Origin of the sequence: Flammeovirga kamogawensis (assembly GCF_018736065.1) — a bacterium.
GTDB classification, from domain to species: Bacteria; Bacteroidota; Bacteroidia; order Cytophagales; family Flammeovirgaceae; genus Flammeovirga; species Flammeovirga kamogawensis.
In genome coordinates this window covers 4046118-4064816 of sequence record NZ_CP076128.1, presented here as the reverse complement: position 1 = coordinate 4064816, position 18699 = coordinate 4046118, and the positions used below count along the sequence as shown (strand labels likewise).

Here is an 18699-nt window from a genome sequence, read left to right as displayed (position 1 = left end):
ACCTCTATTTAATTAAAGTGATTCACCATCAATTCTATCGATTTATCAACACACTCTTCTACATCTTTTCCTTTAACAGTCCATTTGCCTACAACTTGATTATTAGAAATTAAATGAAGTTTTAAAACAATAGATGATTTGTGTAACTGATATTTCCCTCTTAATATAAAAGTATTAAACCCTTCTGCGCCCTTTCTATATTTAAAGGGTAAGTCTAGTTCATTACCGTCTAATACAATCTTATTACGCACCTTTTGGCTAATCTTTAAATGATCTGCCCAAGATTTTTGGTCTTCGAGATAAATATTACTGATAAGGTTTTTCTGAACAGATAATTCTATGGTTGCCCTATCGTCTTGTGATAAAGAACCAATATAAAAACTACCTGCGCCTAATGGCATTCTATATTCTGGTTGTTGTTCTCCATGCATAGAATTGGCTAATTCTGGAACAGTTTCTACAGCATGAGCAAAAAGGTCTTGCACATCCACAAATTTACCTTGGTCTAACTCTCCTCTTTTTAGATAATCCAGTAAAGAGTATGTTAATAAACCGTGCTCTAAGAAGGTAGATTCATAACTTACTTTATCCGAAGAAGCTCCAGATAACATAAACATTCCTGTCCTAGACCTTACACGTTCTAAGGCTCTTTTTTTCATCCCCTCTTCGTTATAATCTCTAGCAGTAATTAATTCTGTAGAAAATGAACCTGCATGGCAAGCATCTACAATAAAAACTTGTTTAGAAATTGGAATTTCTTTAATCCAATCTAATAATTCTGTTCCGTTTACCGTGTAATTATTTTTAATATTGATATCATCAACATCACTATTACTCATGTCTTTTGTTAGGAAATGGAAATCGTCTACTCCTTTATTATTTTGAGCCACCGTACCATGTCCTGCTAAGAATACAAACAAAATATCTGATGCGTTCGCCTCTTTTGCTATTCTTTGGAAAGCCTTCTGAATATTTTCTTTTGTCGGCTGTAAAGAATCTGCTTCACTATCTGTTGTAATAAGTTGAATTGCTGTATTATCTGTTCCAAAAAGCTTATCACTTGCTAAATCTAACGACTCTGCCATTGCTTTAGCATCTTCTGCAGCGTATTTTAAATCCATCAGTCTACCTCTATAATCAGATACACCTACTACTACACCGTACAATGTTGTTGGTTCGCTTTTATCTTTATCAATATAATTATATGTCATTTTAAGTCCTCTACCATTTAAAGTACCTGCTTGGTTAGAAGTTAAAATAGATATCTCGTTCTCATTATTTGGAATAAATACTCCTTTTAAATCACCCAACCCTACTTTATAATAGTCTTTTCCTTCTTTATTTACCTGAGTAGCTTCTGCTTGTAGATCACTAATAACTTCTTTATTGTTGATATATAAGCTTACTTTTCCAACTCCACCACCTCTATCAACCACTTCAATAAATAAAGTATCATTTTCTAAAAATGAATTGGTTTGAGGAAATAGTTTTAACTGATCTAAAGGCGGTACTTTCCTTAATTTTTTTCTTGATAATAACTCGTAGGCTAATCCGGGTTCCCAATACATTTCTCTTAATTGTTCAAAATTTATTGTTTCCGTTCCGTAAGTATAATAGAGGTTATTCATATTTAAAGCCCCAACATCAAACAAGCCAGATTCATGTTCTATAACCCAACCACCATCTTCTGTAATTACAATTTTACCAACTTTCTTTTCTTTATTAATGTTCCACACTTCAAAGATCATGTTGGTTCGTACAGCAAAGAAAAAATCTTGGTCTTTATAAGAGATTATATCTACTAACGGCATAGATGAATCATGAAATTCTTTTACTACTTCGGTGAGTTCCTCATTCCATAAAGTGATATTTCCGTAGCGATCACCAAATACCCATTCGTCCGTCTTATCTATAAAGTCGATTTTTAAATAATCGGTAGTAATTCCTTTTAATTTTCTACGTGTCCAAGAAGCTGTATTCCAAACAAAAACTCCTGTCTTCCCTGCAACAACTAATTGACTATCATCTTCAGAAAAACGCACATCATTTAACCATATATCAGGTACTAACTCGTCATAAATTATTTTTTGGTTTGTGATATCATAAACCTTTAATTTACGATCTCTACCTACAGAAACCACTAAATCTTCTCTCTTAGAAACTACAACATGCGAAACTGCTCCATTATGTTGGTATAAGTTTTTATACGTTTGATCTTCATAATCCCAATAAATTACATCGCCACCGTTTGTACCAATTAAAGCAGCTTGAATTAGATCAAAATTTTCTAATGTTTTTCCTTCGTGTAAAAGCTGTAGTGTATCTAATAATTTCCCATTATCATTCCAGATTTTAACTAGGCTATCTGTTCCCGTTGTAATCCATCTATTGCCATTTCGGATATATTCTAATGCTTCTGCTTTTCCTTTATGGACTTTCCACGTTTTTGATACAATATTCTCTTTAGGTTCCCAAGAATAAAAATTACCATTTGTGGTTACAAATGCCAATGCTCCTGTAGTTGTATTGAGTTCTCCTTCTACTAAATGTCCATTTACAGGCTTCCATTCTGTATCTGTTCTAGAATTGCCATCAGCTAAAGTCCACACTGTAATAGCACCATCTTTTTTTGTAAAAGCAGCATGTTTGGTATCCTCTGTAAATACCATTTCTTCAAAATCATCACGTACAACGGCAGGTGTTCTATTAATTTTATTGTTCTCTACTCTAAAGAAATAAATATCTTCTAATTGCGTTTTTACAATCAAAAAATTAAAGAACGAAGAGTACTTAATTTGAATAATTGGAGTATCATCAGGAGAGTCCATTTCATCAATAAGCTGATCTGCATTGGCATCCCATATTTTAATTTTTTTATCCCATGATGCTGTAACTATCAAAGAATCTTTTGGAATAAAATCTATAGATGAGATCCAATCGTTGTGTAATTTTTTTTCTACTATAGGTCGATCATACCCTCTCCAAAGTAGCAATTCTCCATTCATTAATCCAACACTTAACCAATTCATTTTAAAAGAATAATTAAGTGCTGAGTAGTTGCCTAGATTGGTTTTAATTTCTTTACCATCTGGAGTATTTCCTTTATGTTGCCAATCCCATCTATAGGTCTCTCCTCCTTTTGTAATAAAAAGCAGCATATTATCTATAAACTTCATCTGAAAGACGGCATCATTCAAATGAGTCATTTTATCTTCAACTTCACCCGTCTGAATGTTCCAGATTATAACAGAGTTATCTCTTCCAGCAGTAGCTAAAAATTGGTGTTCTTCTGAAAAACAGAGTTGTTCTACACCATTTTTATGAGGGTAAAATGTTTTGAGTAGTCTTTTATCATTAATATTCCATAATTTCACGGCTCCATCTTCTCCTGCAGTAGCTAACAACGATGCATCATTAGAAATGCTCATCTTTTCTACTTTCCCCAAATGACCTGTAGAAAGTGTTAATTGTAGTTGCTGTGCAGAAGTAGGTTGTACATAAAGCAGAAAAACTATAAATCCAATGTATATTTTGTGAAATGCTATTTTCAAGATGAAGTTATTTTAGTATTTTCATTATCATACCCACTCTTTCCTATTTTTATAAAAAATGAGACATTTAGCGATTACTATCTTTTTATTCACACTAATTATTTTCTCTTGCGAAATTATCCCCAAAGAAGTAGGCAGAAACGAAGATTATCACATTTTGCTTGAGTTTAATGATAAATTTGGTAATAATTTATTGGAAGATCAAAGTTCTACACCAGACATCTACCCTATTGATGTATTTTATTATCAATCTGAGAAAAAAATAATTCTCTCGCATCAAATAGTTGATTTAGAAGAGAATGACATTATTACTTCTGTTTTAGTTACAAATGCTTTAAAAAATACAAACCAGACTTATTATATTCAGTTTAATCAGGATATAGATACCGTAAAAGTAACTCTTCAAGAAGATGATAAAGAATTACTTCATGTAGGAGCTATTTTATATAATTCTGTCTTAATTGATAAATCTAAAGATCATAAAAATCGCAGTCATTTTTCTGTTCTAAAATAGGCTATAATGCAAAATGCCACACTTATTCAAAAGTGTGGCATTTTAATGTATTATTATTATAATTTTCTACTGTGCCAGTGGTTCTAAATGTCTTAAAAGTAATGCATCAGTTGAAGATGATTGAATACTTATTAAACCAACTTTAGATTCACCTGGATGAATCGGCTTATTCAGAATATCATATTGATCTAATTCCGTTTTAAAATTCTGATTCGCACTCCCTGCACCAATCATATTTCCTGCTGCAATACCAGGCCCTATTATTAAACCAATTGGAAATGAACTTGTTTGTCCAGTTGAACTAGTTGTATTAAGTTGAAGAGGCGCCAATAATAAATATAATAAATATGTTGGAACAGTCTGTCTAAGTGATTTGAAGGTTACTTCTTTTGAGTTTATCAATACTTTTGTTCCACTTTGATAGGTCAATAAATAATTATCTCCAAGAATTACATCATGGTTAGAATTATTTGTGATTTTAACAGCCACTAATTGTGTGTTAAATTTATCTTCTTTCTTTTTGTACTTTTTACTAGTAAGCACTTTATATTTATATTCAAGTTTAACATTTCCTACATTTGAACTTGAATTAAAATTTTGAGCAGTCGGATATATTTTATGGTATGAGCCAGCACAACTTGAAAATAATCCTAATAGAATAAATAAAGAAAAGAGTTTAGTAATTTTCATAAACCAGTAAATTAAAAAGAGTAATAATTGTTTGTTTTAATTTGTTTGTTGATAATAATAATACACCGTCACGATAGTTTTTTAAAGGTATTACTATTTATATTGAATAACAATTCACTCCTTACTTATTACTACTACTCATGTATTTATTCTTTAAAAAAGAAGGTTAGTAAATAGAATCTTCTATTTTTGCTTATATTTCAAATTGTAATAAAACATCACATTTTTTAGCCTAAACGTTAAAGGCATATATATGTCGAAAAGAAATTTAAGGAGTCGTATCTTTACAGAAGAAGAACAGGCACGTCAACAAGAACGTTTTGACAATATTATTCAGTCAATTGTTAAACTTGTTGAAACGTATGCTAAACTATTCAGTATACAATTAAAAACAGGGCTAGCAGGTACGCTATCTGTATTAGCAATTTTTGTAATAATGCTTACTTTCCTAACGTTAGCTTTCTCTTTCTTTGCACTAGCCTTTGCACTTTTTGTGAACTACATTTTTTCTTGGCCATCTTTTGCTGGCTTTGCACTCGTAGGAATTTTTTGCATTGGACTATTTGTACTTGCTATTTATAAATCGGACTTATTAAGAAGTCAATTTTTAATTTGGATTGATCAAGCTATAGATCATGCCCAAGAAGAAAACGAAATTTAGACCTTATTATTTGACCCTAATCATGAGTGAGAAAGTAGAAAAAACAAACGAAATAAGAGAACGTTTAAAAGCTGACAAAGAACGTTTGAAAGCAGAAACAAAATTATATAAAGATGAGTTAGTTAGTTTAACAACAGAAACGGTTGCTGATACTCGTCATGATATTAAAAAAGTTTTAACCTATGGTGCAGCCGTAGTTGCCACTTATAGTTTATCGCAATGGGCTTTACGTTTACATTCTCATAGAAGTAAGAAAAAGTATCTAAAAAAATTAGAGAAATTAGACGGTAAAGGAAAAAAAGGAAAAATAGATACAACTGTAGAAAGCACAAATTCTCGTATTCCTTCCTTTGGTAAAATGCTTAGAGATGAAGCGACTGTATTCCTAATGGGAGTAGCCAAAGAAGAGCTTTTAAATTATTTAACAAGAAGACAGGAAAACAGAAAGAAAAAAAGAGACTCATAATCAGCCACTTACAAAGTTCATTGTATGCAAGCATAACATATTTGAGTTCTATGTCGATTTTCTATTTGCAGTTATAAAATCTTATTCATTTCTTTGCAACTCAATTGGTCAACTAAAATTCAGTAAGATGTCCGAAATTGCAGAAAAAGTAAAACAAATCATCGTTGATAAGCTAGGTGTTGAAGAATCAGACGTAACGCCTGAGGCTAGTTTCACAAACGATTTAGGTGCTGACTCACTTGATACTGTTGAGTTAATCATGGAATTTGAAAAGGAGTTCAACACTTCTATTCCTGATGATCAAGCAGAGAGCATCACAACTGTAGGTCACGCGATCGCATACCTTGAGGAGAACGTAAAGTAATTTATACTCCCTTTAAAATAAGCGAATCAAACGCTAGCGAACCTGACAGAGCAAGCGCCTACTTTAAGGATGCCGAATCTGTCAGGTTTGTTTATTTTTGGAGCTTCCAAAATTTATTATCATATGAACGCTAGAAGAGTTGTAATTACTGGTATTGGTGCATTAACGCCACTAGGTAATACAGTCGAAGAATATTGGACTAACCTTGCAAAAGGTGTTAGCGGTTCCGCACCAATTACTAAATTCGACGCATCTAAATTCAAAACTCAATTTGCATGCGAAGTCAAAGACTTTGTTGCAACTGATTATATTAACCGCAAAGATATCCGCAAGATGGATCTTGTTAGCCAATACGGTGTTGCCGTGGCAAAACAAGCAATCGAAGATTCTGGTATTGACTTAGAAAAAGTTGATAGAAATCGTTTTGGTGTTATTTGGGGGTCTGGTATTGGTGGACTTAAATCTTTCCAAGACGAATGCGTTGCTTTCGGACAAGGAGATGGTACTCCAAGGTTTAACCCTTTCTTTATTCCTAAAATGATTCCTGATTTGATTCCTGGTCATATTTCTATGATTTGGGGATTAAAAGGACCTAACTTCACAACTGTATCTGCATGTGCTTCTGCAACGAATGCTATGATTGATGCTTTTAACTACATCCGTTTTGGTATTTCTGACTTGTTTGTAACAGGTGGATCTGAAGCAGCTGTATGTGAAGCTGGTATTGGTGGTTTTAATGCTTTAAGAGCATTATCAACACGTAATGATTCTCCTGAGACAGCTTCTAGACCTTTTGACGCAACTAGAGATGGTTTTGTTCTTGGTGAAGGTGCTGGTGGTTTTATCTTTGAAGAGTTAGAACACGCAAAAGCTAGAGGTGCTAAAATTTACGGTGAAGTAATTGGTGGTGGAATGACTGCTGATGCTTACCACATGACTGCTCCTCATCCAGAGGGCGAAGGTTCTAGCCGTGTAATGCAAGAAGCACTTAAAGATGCTGGTTTAAAACCAGAAGATGTAGATTACATCAACGTTCATGGTACTTCTACACCACTTGGTGATATTGGAGAAGTGAACGCAATCAAAAAGGTATTCGGAGAGAAAGCATACGATATAAATATTTCTTCTACAAAATCTATGACTGGTCACCTTTTAGGTGCTGCAGGTGCAGTAGAAGCTTTAGCATGTTTAATGTCGATTGAAAAAGGTATTATCCCTCCAACAATCAACTTCGAAACTCCTGATGAGAATTTAGATCCTAAATTAAACCTAACATTTAATAAAGCACAAGAACGTAATGTTGATATTGCTTTATCAAATACATTTGGTTTTGGAGGTCATAACTTCTCTATGGTATTTAAGAAATACGCTGAGTAAATTAACTTTTACTTAATAAAAATATAAACCCGTTAGTTCATCTATCGGGTTTTTTTATTGCTTTACTTTTCTCTAGAATCAACCATTACTATTCTACTACCCATACTAATTACCTATTTACTTCTAAAGATTCTGCTTATACATTCCACTATTACCCTCTCTTAATGTAATTAATACTGATTGTGTATTAAATTCTTGATAATAATCCTTTTTCAACAAAAAGAATTACAAAAAAATGTAGATGTTTTTAGATATTTTTTACATTTTTGAGGTATCAAATTTTACTCCTCGAACTTTATCGAGATTTTAATACCTATCTATGATTTTAGGAAAACTCTTAAAGAGATGGGTCACACCTTATAATGAGCAGGAGACTAAATTAGCCGAAGTAATTAAACGAATCATCGGTAGAAAACCTTACAATATTAAATTGTATCATCTTGCAATGCAACATACCTCTGTTGCTTTTGAAAGTGGTGCGGTAAAAGGTTTTAAGGAATCTAATGAAAGGTTAGAATATTTAGGAGATGCAGTTTTAGGATCTGTCGTAGCCGAATATCTTTTCAAGAGATACCCTTATAAAGATGAAGGTTTCCTTACAGAAATTCGTTCTCGTATTGTAAATAGAGAATCGTTAAATAGGCTAGCAGTTAAAATTGGTCTAAGCCAAATGGTTGCTTTTGAAGGTCGTAAAAATTCAGCATTAAGTCATAAGTCAATCTATGGCGATGCAATGGAGGCCTTTATTGGTGCAGTTTATTTAGACTTAGGGTTTCATTTTACACGTCGTTTCATCATTCATAGTTTATTGATGCAACATTATGACATTGAAGAAATAATTGAAACCACTACCAATTTTAAAAGTCTCATTATTGAGTGGGCTCAAAAAAATAGTAAAGTCGTTGAATTTACTATTTCAAAGCAAGGAGGAAAAGACGGTAAGCAGTTTAAAGTTAATTTATTAATTGATGACGAATTGCAAGCCTTAGGTTCTGGTTACAGCAAGAAAAAAGCTGAACAAGATGCCGCTCGAAAAACTTGCGAAGCACTTTCACTTATTTAGTGTTTTAACCCTTTTAGAAAAGGCCCTCTTAGAAGACAAATTCTAAGAGGGCTTTTATTTTATTCCCTTTTTATTCTACTTTTTCCCTCTGTATATTATATATTTAAATAAAATTTTATTGATGATATTCTGTCTTAAGTACAATTATATACCCAATAACCCTTTATTATCTTGTATATTTTGTAGAAATAGATGTACTTTAAATTATCATCACCTACTGTTTTTTACTTTCTGATCATGAAAAAGAGCACTGTTTTTATAAGCCTATTATTTTTTACGTTAGTTACTACCGTTTTACAATCGTGTCAGTATGGTAAAAACTATACTTATTCTACACGTCAGGATAAATTGCAACAGAAAAAACAACAACGTGTTGCTGAGTTAGGAGGAACAACTACCCCTAGCCAACAACAAGGCACAACTACTGCTTCTCAGGTTGCTGCTGCCCCTGTAAAAACACCAAAAAATGTAAGCAACAAAGTTCAAGCTGCTTTAAAAACAGCATGGACTTATGAAGGCGTAAAATATGATTATGGAAATATGTCTAAAAAAGGTATTGATTGTTCTGGCTTGATGTGCGTTTCATGGCAAGCCGCCAATGTTACATTACCTCGTGCTTCTTATCAACAAGCAAAAGAAGGTAAATATGTTCCTTTTAGTAATTTAAAACCTGGTGATTTGGTATTTTTTAGTGGGCCTGGTACTTCTAATATCAAGCATGTAGGAATGATCTCTGCTGTAAAAAACGGAAAAAAATATTTTATCCATGCAAGTACAAGTCATGGTGTAATGCAAAGCGAACTTTCTGATGTTTATTGGAAAAAATACTATAAACTAGCAAGGAGATTGGATTAATACCTTGTTTCCTATCTTGTTCTCCTTAAAATGTTGATCGAATCACAAAAAATTAATAGCTTATGAAGAATTAAAGTTTTTCATACCAATTTAAAAATATGACTCGACATTTTATTATCAAAACACTTCTTGGTCTTAGCTTAACTGGCTTACTCTTCTCTTGCGATAACAGTGGTGATTCAAACAAAAGCGATTCTACAACTTCATCTCCTACAAATGAAGTAAAAAGTGTTGTTTCCGAACAAAACGAAAAAGCAGAACAAGCTGTAAAAACAGCACGTACATTTATTGGTGTTCCTTACAAATCTGGTGGTGTAACAAAAGATGGAATGGATGCTAGTGCACTCACAATGCTTGCGTGGAAAGCTGCTGGTGTACAATTATCTCGTATTAGTAGAGAACAATCTAGACAAGGACAACAGGTTCCTGCAGATAAAGTAGAAGCTGGAGACTTAGTTTTTTTTAGTGCAAACAAAGGTAGTAACCAAGTAACTATGTCTGGTATTATCACTAAAAAAACTGCACAAGGCTTTAACTTCATTTATACTTCTTCTAAAGATGGTGTAAAAGAGGTTGCTTATTCTCCTTACTGGAAAGACAGACTTGTAGTAATTAAACGTGTAGGATAATTACTTAATTGGTTATTTTTTGATGATTCCTATCTTATTTTGTCAAAAAATAAGACAAATTAACCGTTTTAAATTCCTATTGTTTAATTTAAAAACTATAATTGTGAAGAAAGGATAACGAACTATGGCAGATACAACAAATAATTACGACGAGAGTAGTATTAAATCACTAGACCCTCGTGAACATATTCGTCTACGCCCTGGTATGTACATTGGTAAGTTAGGAGATGGATCAGCTCCTGACGATGGTATCTATGTACTTGTTAAAGAGGTTGTAGATAACAGTATTGACGAACATATGATGGGTTTCGGTAAACAAATTGACGTAACCGTTGATGAAGGTGCCGTACTTGTTAAAGATTATGGAAGAGGTATTCCACTTGGTAAAGTGATTGATTGTGTATCAAAAATCAATACAGGTGCAAAATACGACTCAAATGCATTCCAAAAATCAGTTGGTCTAAATGGTGTAGGTACAAAAGCAGTAAATGCACTATCTAATTTTTTTAGAGCTTCTTCTGTAAGGAATGGAGAAATAAAAGTAGCAGAATTTGAAGCAGGTAAACTTCTTAAAGATTATCCAATCACTTCTACTAAAGAAAAAAATGGTACTACGGTTTACTTTAAACCAGATCCTACGATATTTAAAAACTACCGTTTTTTACCAGATTATTTAGATGATTTATTTTGGAACTACGCCTATTTAAATGCAGGTTTAACACTAAAATTAAATCAAAAAACTTTCCTTTCTAAAAATGGTTTACGCGATTTATTAGAAAGAAAAACAAATGCAGAACAACTAAGGTATCCTATTATTCACTTTAAAGGTGAGGATATTGAGTTTGCGTTCACACATGCTAATCAATACGGAGAAAACTACCATTCTTTTGTGAATGGTCAGAATACAACACAAGGGGGTACACATTTATCTGCTTTCCGTGAGGCTATTGTAAAAACTGTTCGTGATTTCTTTGGTAAAAACTTTGATGCAGCTGATATAAGAGCATCAATTATTGCCGCTGTTTCTGTTAGAGTTCAAGAACCTGTTTTTGAATCTCAAACTAAAACTAAGTTAGGATCAACACATGTTGCACCTGATGGACCTACTATGCGTACTTTTGTAAACGAGTATGTTCATAAAGTTTTAGATGATTTCTTACACAGAAATACAGAAGTTGCTCAAGCATTACTAAAACGAATCCAACAATCGGAACGTGAACGTAAAGAGATTGCTGGTGTTAAGAAAATTGCAAACGAGAGAGCCAAAAAAGCCAACCTCCATAATAAAAAATTAAGAGATTGTCGTTTGCATTTCAACGATAAAAAAGGCGAAGAAGAAAACAAAAGAGGTACAACTTTATTTATTACCGAAGGGGATTCTGCGAGTGGTAGTATCACTAAATCTCGTGATGTACAAAGCCAAGCCGTATTTAGTTTAAGGGGTAAGCCTCTTAATTCTTTTGGTCTTACCAAAAAGATCGTATACGAAAATGAAGAGTTTAACTTACTTCAACATGCTTTAAATATTGAAGACGGAATTGATGGATTACGCTACAACAGAGTGGTAATTGCTACAGATGCCGATGTTGATGGTATGCATATTCGCTTATTGATCTTAACTTTCTTCTTACAATTCTTCCCTGATTTGGTAGAAAAAGGACATATTTATATCCTCGAAACTCCATTATTCAGAGTTAGAAACAAGAAAAAAACAATCTATTGTTATAGCGACGAAGAAAGGGTTAATGCTATAAATTCTTTAGGTAATAAACCTGAAATTACTCGATTTAAGGGTTTAGGAGAGATTTCTCCTGATGAATTTGGTGGTTTTATTGGTGAAGATATTCGACTTGATCCTGTAATTTTAAGCGAGGATAGTAATATAAAAGATTTACTGACGTACTATATGGGTAAAAATACTCAAGACCGTCAGAAATTCATTATCAATAATCTTCGTGTTGAAAGAGATGAAGTTAAAGAAGCTGTTGGTTAAATAGCTTTCATTAAATGATATAAAAAGAGGTAGTCATTATTTTATTAATGTACTACCTCTTTTTTTTAGGACTAACTAAGAAAGTTTGGTGAAACACACATTCCTTCTTGATAACTAACGTGTAACTATTTTTTTAATTAGAGAGTTAAGTTCTTTAATTAAAATCATTTGTAATTTGACACTTACAGTTATTATTAATCAAATCTTAATCACAAATTCATAAAATAATAATAATCAAATAGTTAACATTCACACTCTTATTCTAAATAAATTATTTATTGTGCTATAATCATGCACTTTGTTCAATTTCGATCACATTATTAATGATTATCGTTAGTTATGAATAATGATTTATAGCTTCACCTCTTTCAATTTTCTAAGTTCATTATTAATAATTGTACTTATTTCATTACCTCTATCTACTATCATAAAATGATGTCCACCTTTAATTGTGAAGTCAGAATATTTCGCTTTTAATAAAAGATCTTTATCCCCATTTATTTTAAAGATAGAGGTTGGCACTACCTTATTTCTCCATGTCAATAATGCATTAATCGCCCACTTTACAAAAGTAGCATCAGTATCTTTTAGAATTGATTTCAATATGTTTTGTCGAGTACCAAACAGAAATTTAGCTATTCTATAAGGCATATTAAATATTCTTACAGGAAGAAGGGAGATTAATTTAATTTCACCAATCATTCTATATATAATTGGTAATTGATCATAAGTATCAATAGAAGAAATTAAAAATGTTTTTTTCGGATGTAAATACTTTGCTATCTCAAGTGCAATAGTTCCACCAAAGCTAACTCCTATTAATATAAAATCTTCCTCAGTATTAATTGACTCACCTAATCGAATAGCATACTTTTCTAAAGACTCTCCATTAAATGGAGTAATCCACTCTAAATGTATTTTAGAAGCCGAAATATTTATAGCATTATAAACTCTTTGATCCGCTCCTAATCCACTAATACAATATGCATTCATAATCGTTTAATTATCAGATAGTTTTTTTATACTCTTTTGATTAAAGTTTCTTTAAAGTACATAAAAACTAAATATGTATTTCATTTTCGAGTAGTCTCGCTTATTTCAACTAAGATTTTCCTATTTTTGATTATGAAAAAGATAGAATTTGTACTTACGTCTAAACACAACAACAAACGTTTCGTAGCAGATGCTCGATGGGTCTCTGATCATACAAAGAAACCTACAGTTATTTTGGTTCATGGTTTTAAAGGCTTTAAAGATTGGGGTGCATTTAATGTTATTGCTGATCAATTTGCCACTTTAGGATATTGCTGTGTAAAATTGAATTTTAGTTCTGATGGAACAACAGTTGACCACCCTTTTGAAGTAACAGATCATGAAGCATTTGGAAACAATAACTTCAGTAAAGAACTAGATGATTTAGGCGTATTGATTGATTGGTTACATAGTAATGAATGTCCTATTGGTACTATTGATCTATCAAAATTATATCTTTTAGGACACAGCCGTGGTGGTGGTGTCGTTTTATTAAAAACAGCGGAAGATAGTAGAATTAAAAAAGTAGCTACACTTGCTTCTATACCACAAGTGAATACTTTTTCTGAAGAAACAGTAGCTCAATGGAAAAAAGAGGGTGTTATTCATGTAGTAAATGGCCGTACTGGAGAAGAATTACCTTTGTACTTTCAAGCAGTAGAAGATTATTACGCACATGAAGATAGATTGTCTATGATGAAGGTTTTACCCACAGTACAACAACCTATATTACATATTCATGGTACTGCTGATGAAACTGTTCCTGTACAAGCTATGCACTTCTTACATCAATTAAATCCAAATTCTGAATGTAAAACTATTGAAGGTGCATCTCATACATTTGGTACGAAGCACCCTTGGACAGACAATGCTTTATCAGATGATATGCAAACTGCAATTGACTATGTTTTAGATCATTTCTCAAAATAAATGGAAGACGCTTATTTAACCCTCAAAGGTACCAGTGAAGGTATATACAAAGAAAAAGGAAGTAAGTTTATTGCTTTGGCACATCATGTAACAACAGAAGATGAAGCTAAAAGTATTGTAAAAGGATATAGAAAAGAGTATTACGATGCTAGACATTGGTGCTATGCTTATATGATTGGTGCCGATAAAGCAAAATACAGAGCTAATGATGATGGGGAACCAAGTGGATCAGCCGGGTTACCTATTTTAGGGCAACTTCGTTCTTTTAATGTTACAGATACTTTAATTGTCGTCATTCGTTATTTTGGAGGTACAAAACTTGGTGTTCCAGGATTAATCCATGCTTACAAAACTTCTGCCGCAGATGCTTTAGAAAGTGGTGAAATAGAAGAGCTTTTTGTTCAAAGAAAAATTAAAATTACGTTTGCTTACCCTGACATGAACGAAGTAATGAAAGTTGCTAAAAAATTTGGGTTAGATTTTGGACAACAAAGTTTTGACGAACTTTGTCATATAGAGTTTTTAGTAAGAGAAAGTTTATTTGAGCAAGTAAAAGAAAAGCTTGAAGATATTGATGAACTTATTTTTAAAGAAAGCTAATCTTATTATTAATGAACACACAAATAAATATTACTAAGCTAAGTATCAAAAACTTTTTTAGTGCTCATACTTTCATAAAGAAGCACAAACTAGGCAAATACTATCTGTATATAAGTATTTTTGCTATTGCACTGTCTCTAGGTATGCTTAGCGGAGGGGTATATTTTAGCAATAAACTCATTTTATCAATTCAAGATTTTAGTATTATTAATTCTTTAGAAGAATGGATTAAAAACTATACATCTACTAATGTTGATACTTACCTTTATTGGACACTCTTTATTCTAATAGAAATACCTGTACTGATTACTTCTTTATTAATTTACCCTACAATTTTAAGTATAATCAGTTTTCCTATTCTTGATAGTCTAACTGAAAAAGTGAATAATATCTTATTCGATCAAAAAGTAGGACCTTCTTTTAGTATGCAGCGTTTTGGGCAAATGCTTTTTAAAATTACACTCCCAAATGCAATAAAGACTATTACTTATTCTCTTATTTTAATGCCATTTACATTTATACCTATCATTGGTTTTTTCTTTATGTTTTTAAGTATGTGTATAAATGGTTATTTTTATGGATATGATATTCTAGACAACTATTTTGAAAACTGGAATGTTAATATAGATAAGAGTAAGCGATTTATTCAATCTCACAAAACCTTAACAACAACAGCTGGTTTTGGAGGTGGTATACTTGCAATGATTCCTATTGTTGGTAGTATCTTCTCTCCTATTATTAGTGTTGTTGCCACTGGCTTAACCTTAAAAGAGCTCAATATTCATGACGAAATTACTCAGCCGTAAATTAGCCTTTATCTTTTTTGTTATCACTTTCTCTTGCGGACTTATAGAGGATAGTAGTGATACCCCTGACACGGGATTAGACCCTATTGCATTCCCTGCCTCAATACATTTTGAGTATAACCTTTATACACCTCAAAATGAAGACATTAAAGATATGCTTCTTTATTTTACAGAATCAGGTAATTTCTCTGTAATCTCTCAAACATTTCAGAATGATTCTACCGTACAGGCTTTTTTTAATTATAATGATAATAATAGAATTTCTAGTATCGAGTTTACTTCAATTGATTTACAAGTAGTACTTAAAACATATACTTTCAATTATGATAAACCCGAAGAAAATAGTTATTCTATATCAGTAGATGGTAATATTGTATTAAGAGTAATCAATCAACAATCTACTGATCAGTTATATAGTGTCATTAATTATGTGACATCAAAAACTCATATTTATACTTATGAAAAAGGTACTATAACTACAGAAAAAATATTTAATTCTCTTGTTGTTATTGACGGTCAAAAACCAGATTCGGAGATAAATTTCATCTACAATCCAAATTCCTACAGCATTTTTATTTCTTCATCCATAAGAACAGAAATGCTATTAGCACAACAATTTCAAGATATTCATTTCACTCCTTACTTTTCAACATCTCCAAACTCGGCAAATTTGCTTACCCAAATTGCAAGTGTTGTAGAAGAAAACACACGTATTGAGTATAGAACAATCTATAACGATGATTTATTCCCTACTTCAATTTCCATGATTTCTTCTCAAAGTGATATGCCTACAAAACAAATTATACATACCATTAGCTACGCAGAACCTACTCCTTTTTAATCAGTCCCCATGGGTTATATTTTTCTTGCACAAAGTGAAGTATTTTTATAGCAATTATTACTGCAATAACTCCTACAAGCCATCCGCCCAAAATATCACCTACAAAATGAACGCCTACTGCAATTCTACTGTAAGAGTATACTGCTGTCCACACAAATAATAACCCTACCCATTTCACTTTTTTTCTCCATTCTAAAAAGAAATATAAAGCTATTGCCATAGAGGTAGATGCATGAGAGGAAACAAAGCCTAACGGACCTCCTTTGTAACCATGTAGCGTATGTACTAGACCCTCAATTGCTGGATCATGCGATGGACGAGGTCTATTTACCAAAGGTTTAAAAATTTGAGAGGCAATAACATCTGCTAAACCTATAGCAATGCCTAGCCCTACAAGGAAGATTATGGATTGTTTCCAACCAAATTTCCAAAACATAAAACCTATTAAAAACACATATAGAGGCCATGAATTTATAGGTGTTGTAATCCACCAAAAAAACGAATCTGAAGCAGCTGTATGATGACTATTTAAGAACAGAAAAAGTTCTTGTTCCCACTCAAATGGTTGCATATACGTATAAGATTTAATTTAATTTATGGTGTTTCTCGTTTGGATCAGGGAAGTTAAAGTTTCCTTTGTAACCTCGTAATCTATACAAATATGCATAACGCATTAGTTTACCAGCTCTATCTACTTCTACTCGGCCTACTTCTTCAATCTGATCAAAATATTTACCGAATTGTCTATCTACATCTCGTCCCCAATTACTTACATTTAAAAAGTAAACATCTTCTCCTTTTTCTAATCCTCCTCGCTCTTTATTTATCCATGCATACTTATGTATTTCATCCCAAGATCCCATTAATATCAGAGGGTGCTTATTTGGATAAGCAATATAAAAATCGATATGTGTACCAGGAAACCATTCATAAGCTACAAATTTAGCATTTGGTTTCATCTTTTCTTCTTCAAGATCTTTGGCTAATAATGGTTTTAATTTCTTATTAATTTGACGCCAACCGTACATATCTTGCGTAAAATCATATTCTCCAAAGTTCTTCGGATCTTCCAAATTTGTTTTACCTACATTTAACGGACTAAAATTAATTAACCAAAACGCTATTGCTAATACGATAGATAAAAATGTAGTTGCTCCAACAATTCGTCTAGGTTTCCATAACCTCCATGCATTTTTTGCTTTTGAATCTACCAATTTAACTCTCCAATACACAGCTGTAATAATTATTAAAGGTAAATATCCCGGTCCAGTCCAGTGTGGTAAAGTTCTTCTAAACAACGCAAATGAAGTAAATACAAGTATTAATGGCAGTCCGTTAAATAACAATACTTGTAACGACTTTTTATCCATTACCTTTTTTCCTTTAGCTATTCCTATCATGGCGGCAATAATCAAATACCAATTCCATGGATTGTTGTAAGCTATCTGTCCTCCTATTTCAGTAAAAAAGTAATCTAAGCGTAACTCTAAGGTAGGTGTTACTCTATCAGTATGGAATGTAAAACTGATAAAATCATTGGCATAGTTCCAATATACAACAGGGAAAAGGCAAGCTATTGCTATAGCACCTGCAGCCCATATACTCCAATCTTTTAACCATCTTCTATCACAAATTATTACATATAATGCTACCCCAAGACCAATAAAAACAGCATGGTATTTTGATAATCCAGCCAAACCAATCATAAGACCAGCCAATAATAAATTCTTACGTTCCTCCTTGCCTATTTTTTCAGCAGGTAAAGAGTTTAATAAGAAATAAATACTCAACATCCAGAATAACGTTTGTGGAGTATCTGGAATAATAAATATCCCTGCCAAAATAGATGCATATATTGATGATGTATACAAAAAGGCAGCGTAAATACCTGCAACACTATCTTTTAATTTAGAAGCTATTTTAAATGCTAGAAATGTATTAATTCCGGCAAAAACAACACCTCCTAACCTCATAAAAAATTCATAAGGGAGTGCTAGATTTAATGTAAAAAGTTGAATTACCCATCCTACCATTGGAGGGTGATCAAAATGACTTAATGAAGGGTACAATGCGTACGTCCAATAATACACCTCGTCATTACTAAATTCCATCGTTCCACCTATCACTGCACGAACAATAGAACTTATTATAATTAGCCTTAGAACAATTTGGGTTGCTCTACTTTCTGTAATACTATTTGATTCCATGCTGCAAATGTACTTGTTTTAAAGAAATGCTTTTCGTTTTTTTTATGATTAAGTACTAGTAAGTCCTTAAAAAATGTTTTCATTTCAAACTTACACCTCCTCTTTACGTTGATTTATCTA

At 32.4% G+C, this 18699-nt stretch carries 18 protein-coding genes; 13 read left to right on the top strand and 5 right to left on the bottom strand.

Features of this window, described 5'->3' with window-relative positions:
* Nucleotides 1-8 precede the first annotated feature (8 nt).
* Nucleotides 9-3551, bottom strand: coding sequence for a caspase family protein (locus KM029_RS16475; protein WP_144074287.1), 3543 nt, complete (start codon nucleotides 3549-3551; stop codon nucleotides 9-11).
* 58 nt (nucleotides 3552-3609) lie between these two features.
* Between KM029_RS16475 and KM029_RS16470 the strand changes: the two genes are divergently transcribed.
* On the top strand, nucleotides 3610-4065 hold the full coding sequence (locus KM029_RS16470) for a hypothetical protein (RefSeq protein ID WP_144074286.1): 456 nt from the start codon (nucleotides 3610-3612) through the stop codon (nucleotides 4063-4065).
* Between the two features lie 66 nt (nucleotides 4066-4131).
* On the opposite strand, the gene KM029_RS16465 is transcribed toward KM029_RS16470, so the two are convergent.
* Entirely contained in the window at nucleotides 4132-4755 is a 624-nt protein-coding gene (locus tag KM029_RS16465) for a hypothetical protein (RefSeq protein WP_144074285.1), read from the bottom strand.
* Nucleotides 4756-5008: 253 nt separating this feature from the next.
* On the opposite strand from KM029_RS16465, the gene KM029_RS16460 reads away from it, so the two are divergent.
* From KM029_RS16460 to KM029_RS16425, 8 genes are all read left to right on the top strand, one after another.
* Nucleotides 5009-5416, top strand: coding sequence for a phage holin family protein (locus tag KM029_RS16460; RefSeq protein ID WP_126615325.1), 408 nt, complete (start codon nucleotides 5009-5011; stop codon nucleotides 5414-5416).
* 22 nt (nucleotides 5417-5438) lie between these two features.
* Nucleotides 5439-5882, top strand: coding sequence for a hypothetical protein (locus KM029_RS16455; RefSeq protein WP_144074284.1), 444 nt, complete (start codon nucleotides 5439-5441; stop codon nucleotides 5880-5882).
* Between the two features lie 127 nt (nucleotides 5883-6009).
* Nucleotides 6010-6246 (top strand): acyl carrier protein, encoded by a 237-nt coding sequence (locus KM029_RS16450; protein ID WP_126615328.1) that lies wholly within the window; start codon nucleotides 6010-6012, stop codon nucleotides 6244-6246.
* 123 nt (nucleotides 6247-6369) lie between these two features.
* Nucleotides 6370-7623, top strand: a complete 1254-nt coding sequence (gene fabF / locus KM029_RS16445; protein WP_144074283.1) for a beta-ketoacyl-ACP synthase II — start codon at nucleotides 6370-6372, stop codon at nucleotides 7621-7623.
* Between the two features lie 319 nt (nucleotides 7624-7942).
* Complete coding sequence (gene rnc / locus KM029_RS16440) at nucleotides 7943-8686, top strand: ribonuclease III (RefSeq protein WP_144074282.1); 744 nt, start codon at nucleotides 7943-7945, stop codon at nucleotides 8684-8686.
* A 237-nt stretch (nucleotides 8687-8923) separates the two neighbouring features.
* The gene (locus KM029_RS16435) at nucleotides 8924-9541 is read left to right on the top strand and encodes a C40 family peptidase (protein WP_158631085.1); all 618 of its coding nucleotides are present in this window, start codon (nucleotides 8924-8926) and stop codon (nucleotides 9539-9541) included.
* Between the two features lie 98 nt (nucleotides 9542-9639).
* Entirely contained in the window at nucleotides 9640-10170 is a 531-nt protein-coding gene (locus KM029_RS16430) for a C40 family peptidase (protein WP_144074280.1), read from the top strand.
* Between the two features lie 124 nt (nucleotides 10171-10294).
* Entirely contained in the window at nucleotides 10295-12163 is a 1869-nt protein-coding gene (locus tag KM029_RS16425) for a DNA topoisomerase IV subunit B (protein ID WP_144074279.1), read from the top strand.
* 351 nt (nucleotides 12164-12514) lie between these two features.
* Here the strand turns inward: KM029_RS16425 and KM029_RS16420 are convergent, their stop codons facing one another.
* The gene (locus KM029_RS16420; protein ID WP_144074278.1) at nucleotides 12515-13156 is read right to left on the bottom strand and encodes an alpha/beta hydrolase; all 642 of its coding nucleotides are present in this window, start codon (nucleotides 13154-13156) and stop codon (nucleotides 12515-12517) included.
* A 132-nt stretch (nucleotides 13157-13288) separates the two neighbouring features.
* Between KM029_RS16420 and KM029_RS16415 the strand changes: the two genes are divergently transcribed.
* Genes KM029_RS16415 through KM029_RS16400 form a run of 4 tightly spaced genes read left to right on the top strand, consistent with a single transcriptional unit; the run spans nucleotide 13289 to nucleotide 16372 of the window.
* Entirely contained in the window at nucleotides 13289-14125 is an 837-nt protein-coding gene (locus KM029_RS16415; protein WP_144074277.1) for an alpha/beta hydrolase family protein, read from the top strand.
* Nucleotides 14126-14725 carry an IMPACT family protein gene (locus KM029_RS16410; protein ID WP_144074276.1) on the top strand — a complete coding sequence of 200 codons (600 nt, stop codon included), beginning with the start codon at nucleotides 14126-14128 and terminating at the stop codon, nucleotides 14723-14725. It abuts the gene before it with no gap.
* A gap of 11 nt (nucleotides 14726-14736) precedes the next feature.
* Nucleotides 14737-15531, top strand: coding sequence for an EI24 domain-containing protein (locus KM029_RS16405; protein WP_144074275.1), 795 nt, complete (start codon nucleotides 14737-14739; stop codon nucleotides 15529-15531).
* Nucleotides 15509-16372: a hypothetical protein gene (locus tag KM029_RS16400; RefSeq protein WP_144074274.1), complete on the top strand. Its 864-nt coding sequence runs from the start codon at nucleotides 15509-15511 to the stop codon at nucleotides 16370-16372. Before KM029_RS16405 ends, KM029_RS16400 begins: the two co-directional genes overlap by 23 nt.
* On the opposite strand, the gene KM029_RS16395 is transcribed toward KM029_RS16400, so the two are convergent.
* Entirely contained in the window at nucleotides 16359-16943 is a 585-nt protein-coding gene (locus tag KM029_RS16395) for a phosphatase PAP2 family protein (RefSeq protein ID WP_144074273.1), read from the bottom strand. The two genes, KM029_RS16400 and KM029_RS16395, sit on opposite strands and share 14 nt — an antisense overlap.
* Before the next feature lie 13 nt (nucleotides 16944-16956).
* On the bottom strand, nucleotides 16957-18579 hold the full coding sequence (locus KM029_RS16390) for an ArnT family glycosyltransferase (RefSeq protein ID WP_144074272.1): 1623 nt from the start codon (nucleotides 18577-18579) through the stop codon (nucleotides 16957-16959).
* Nucleotides 18580-18699 lie beyond the last annotated feature (120 nt).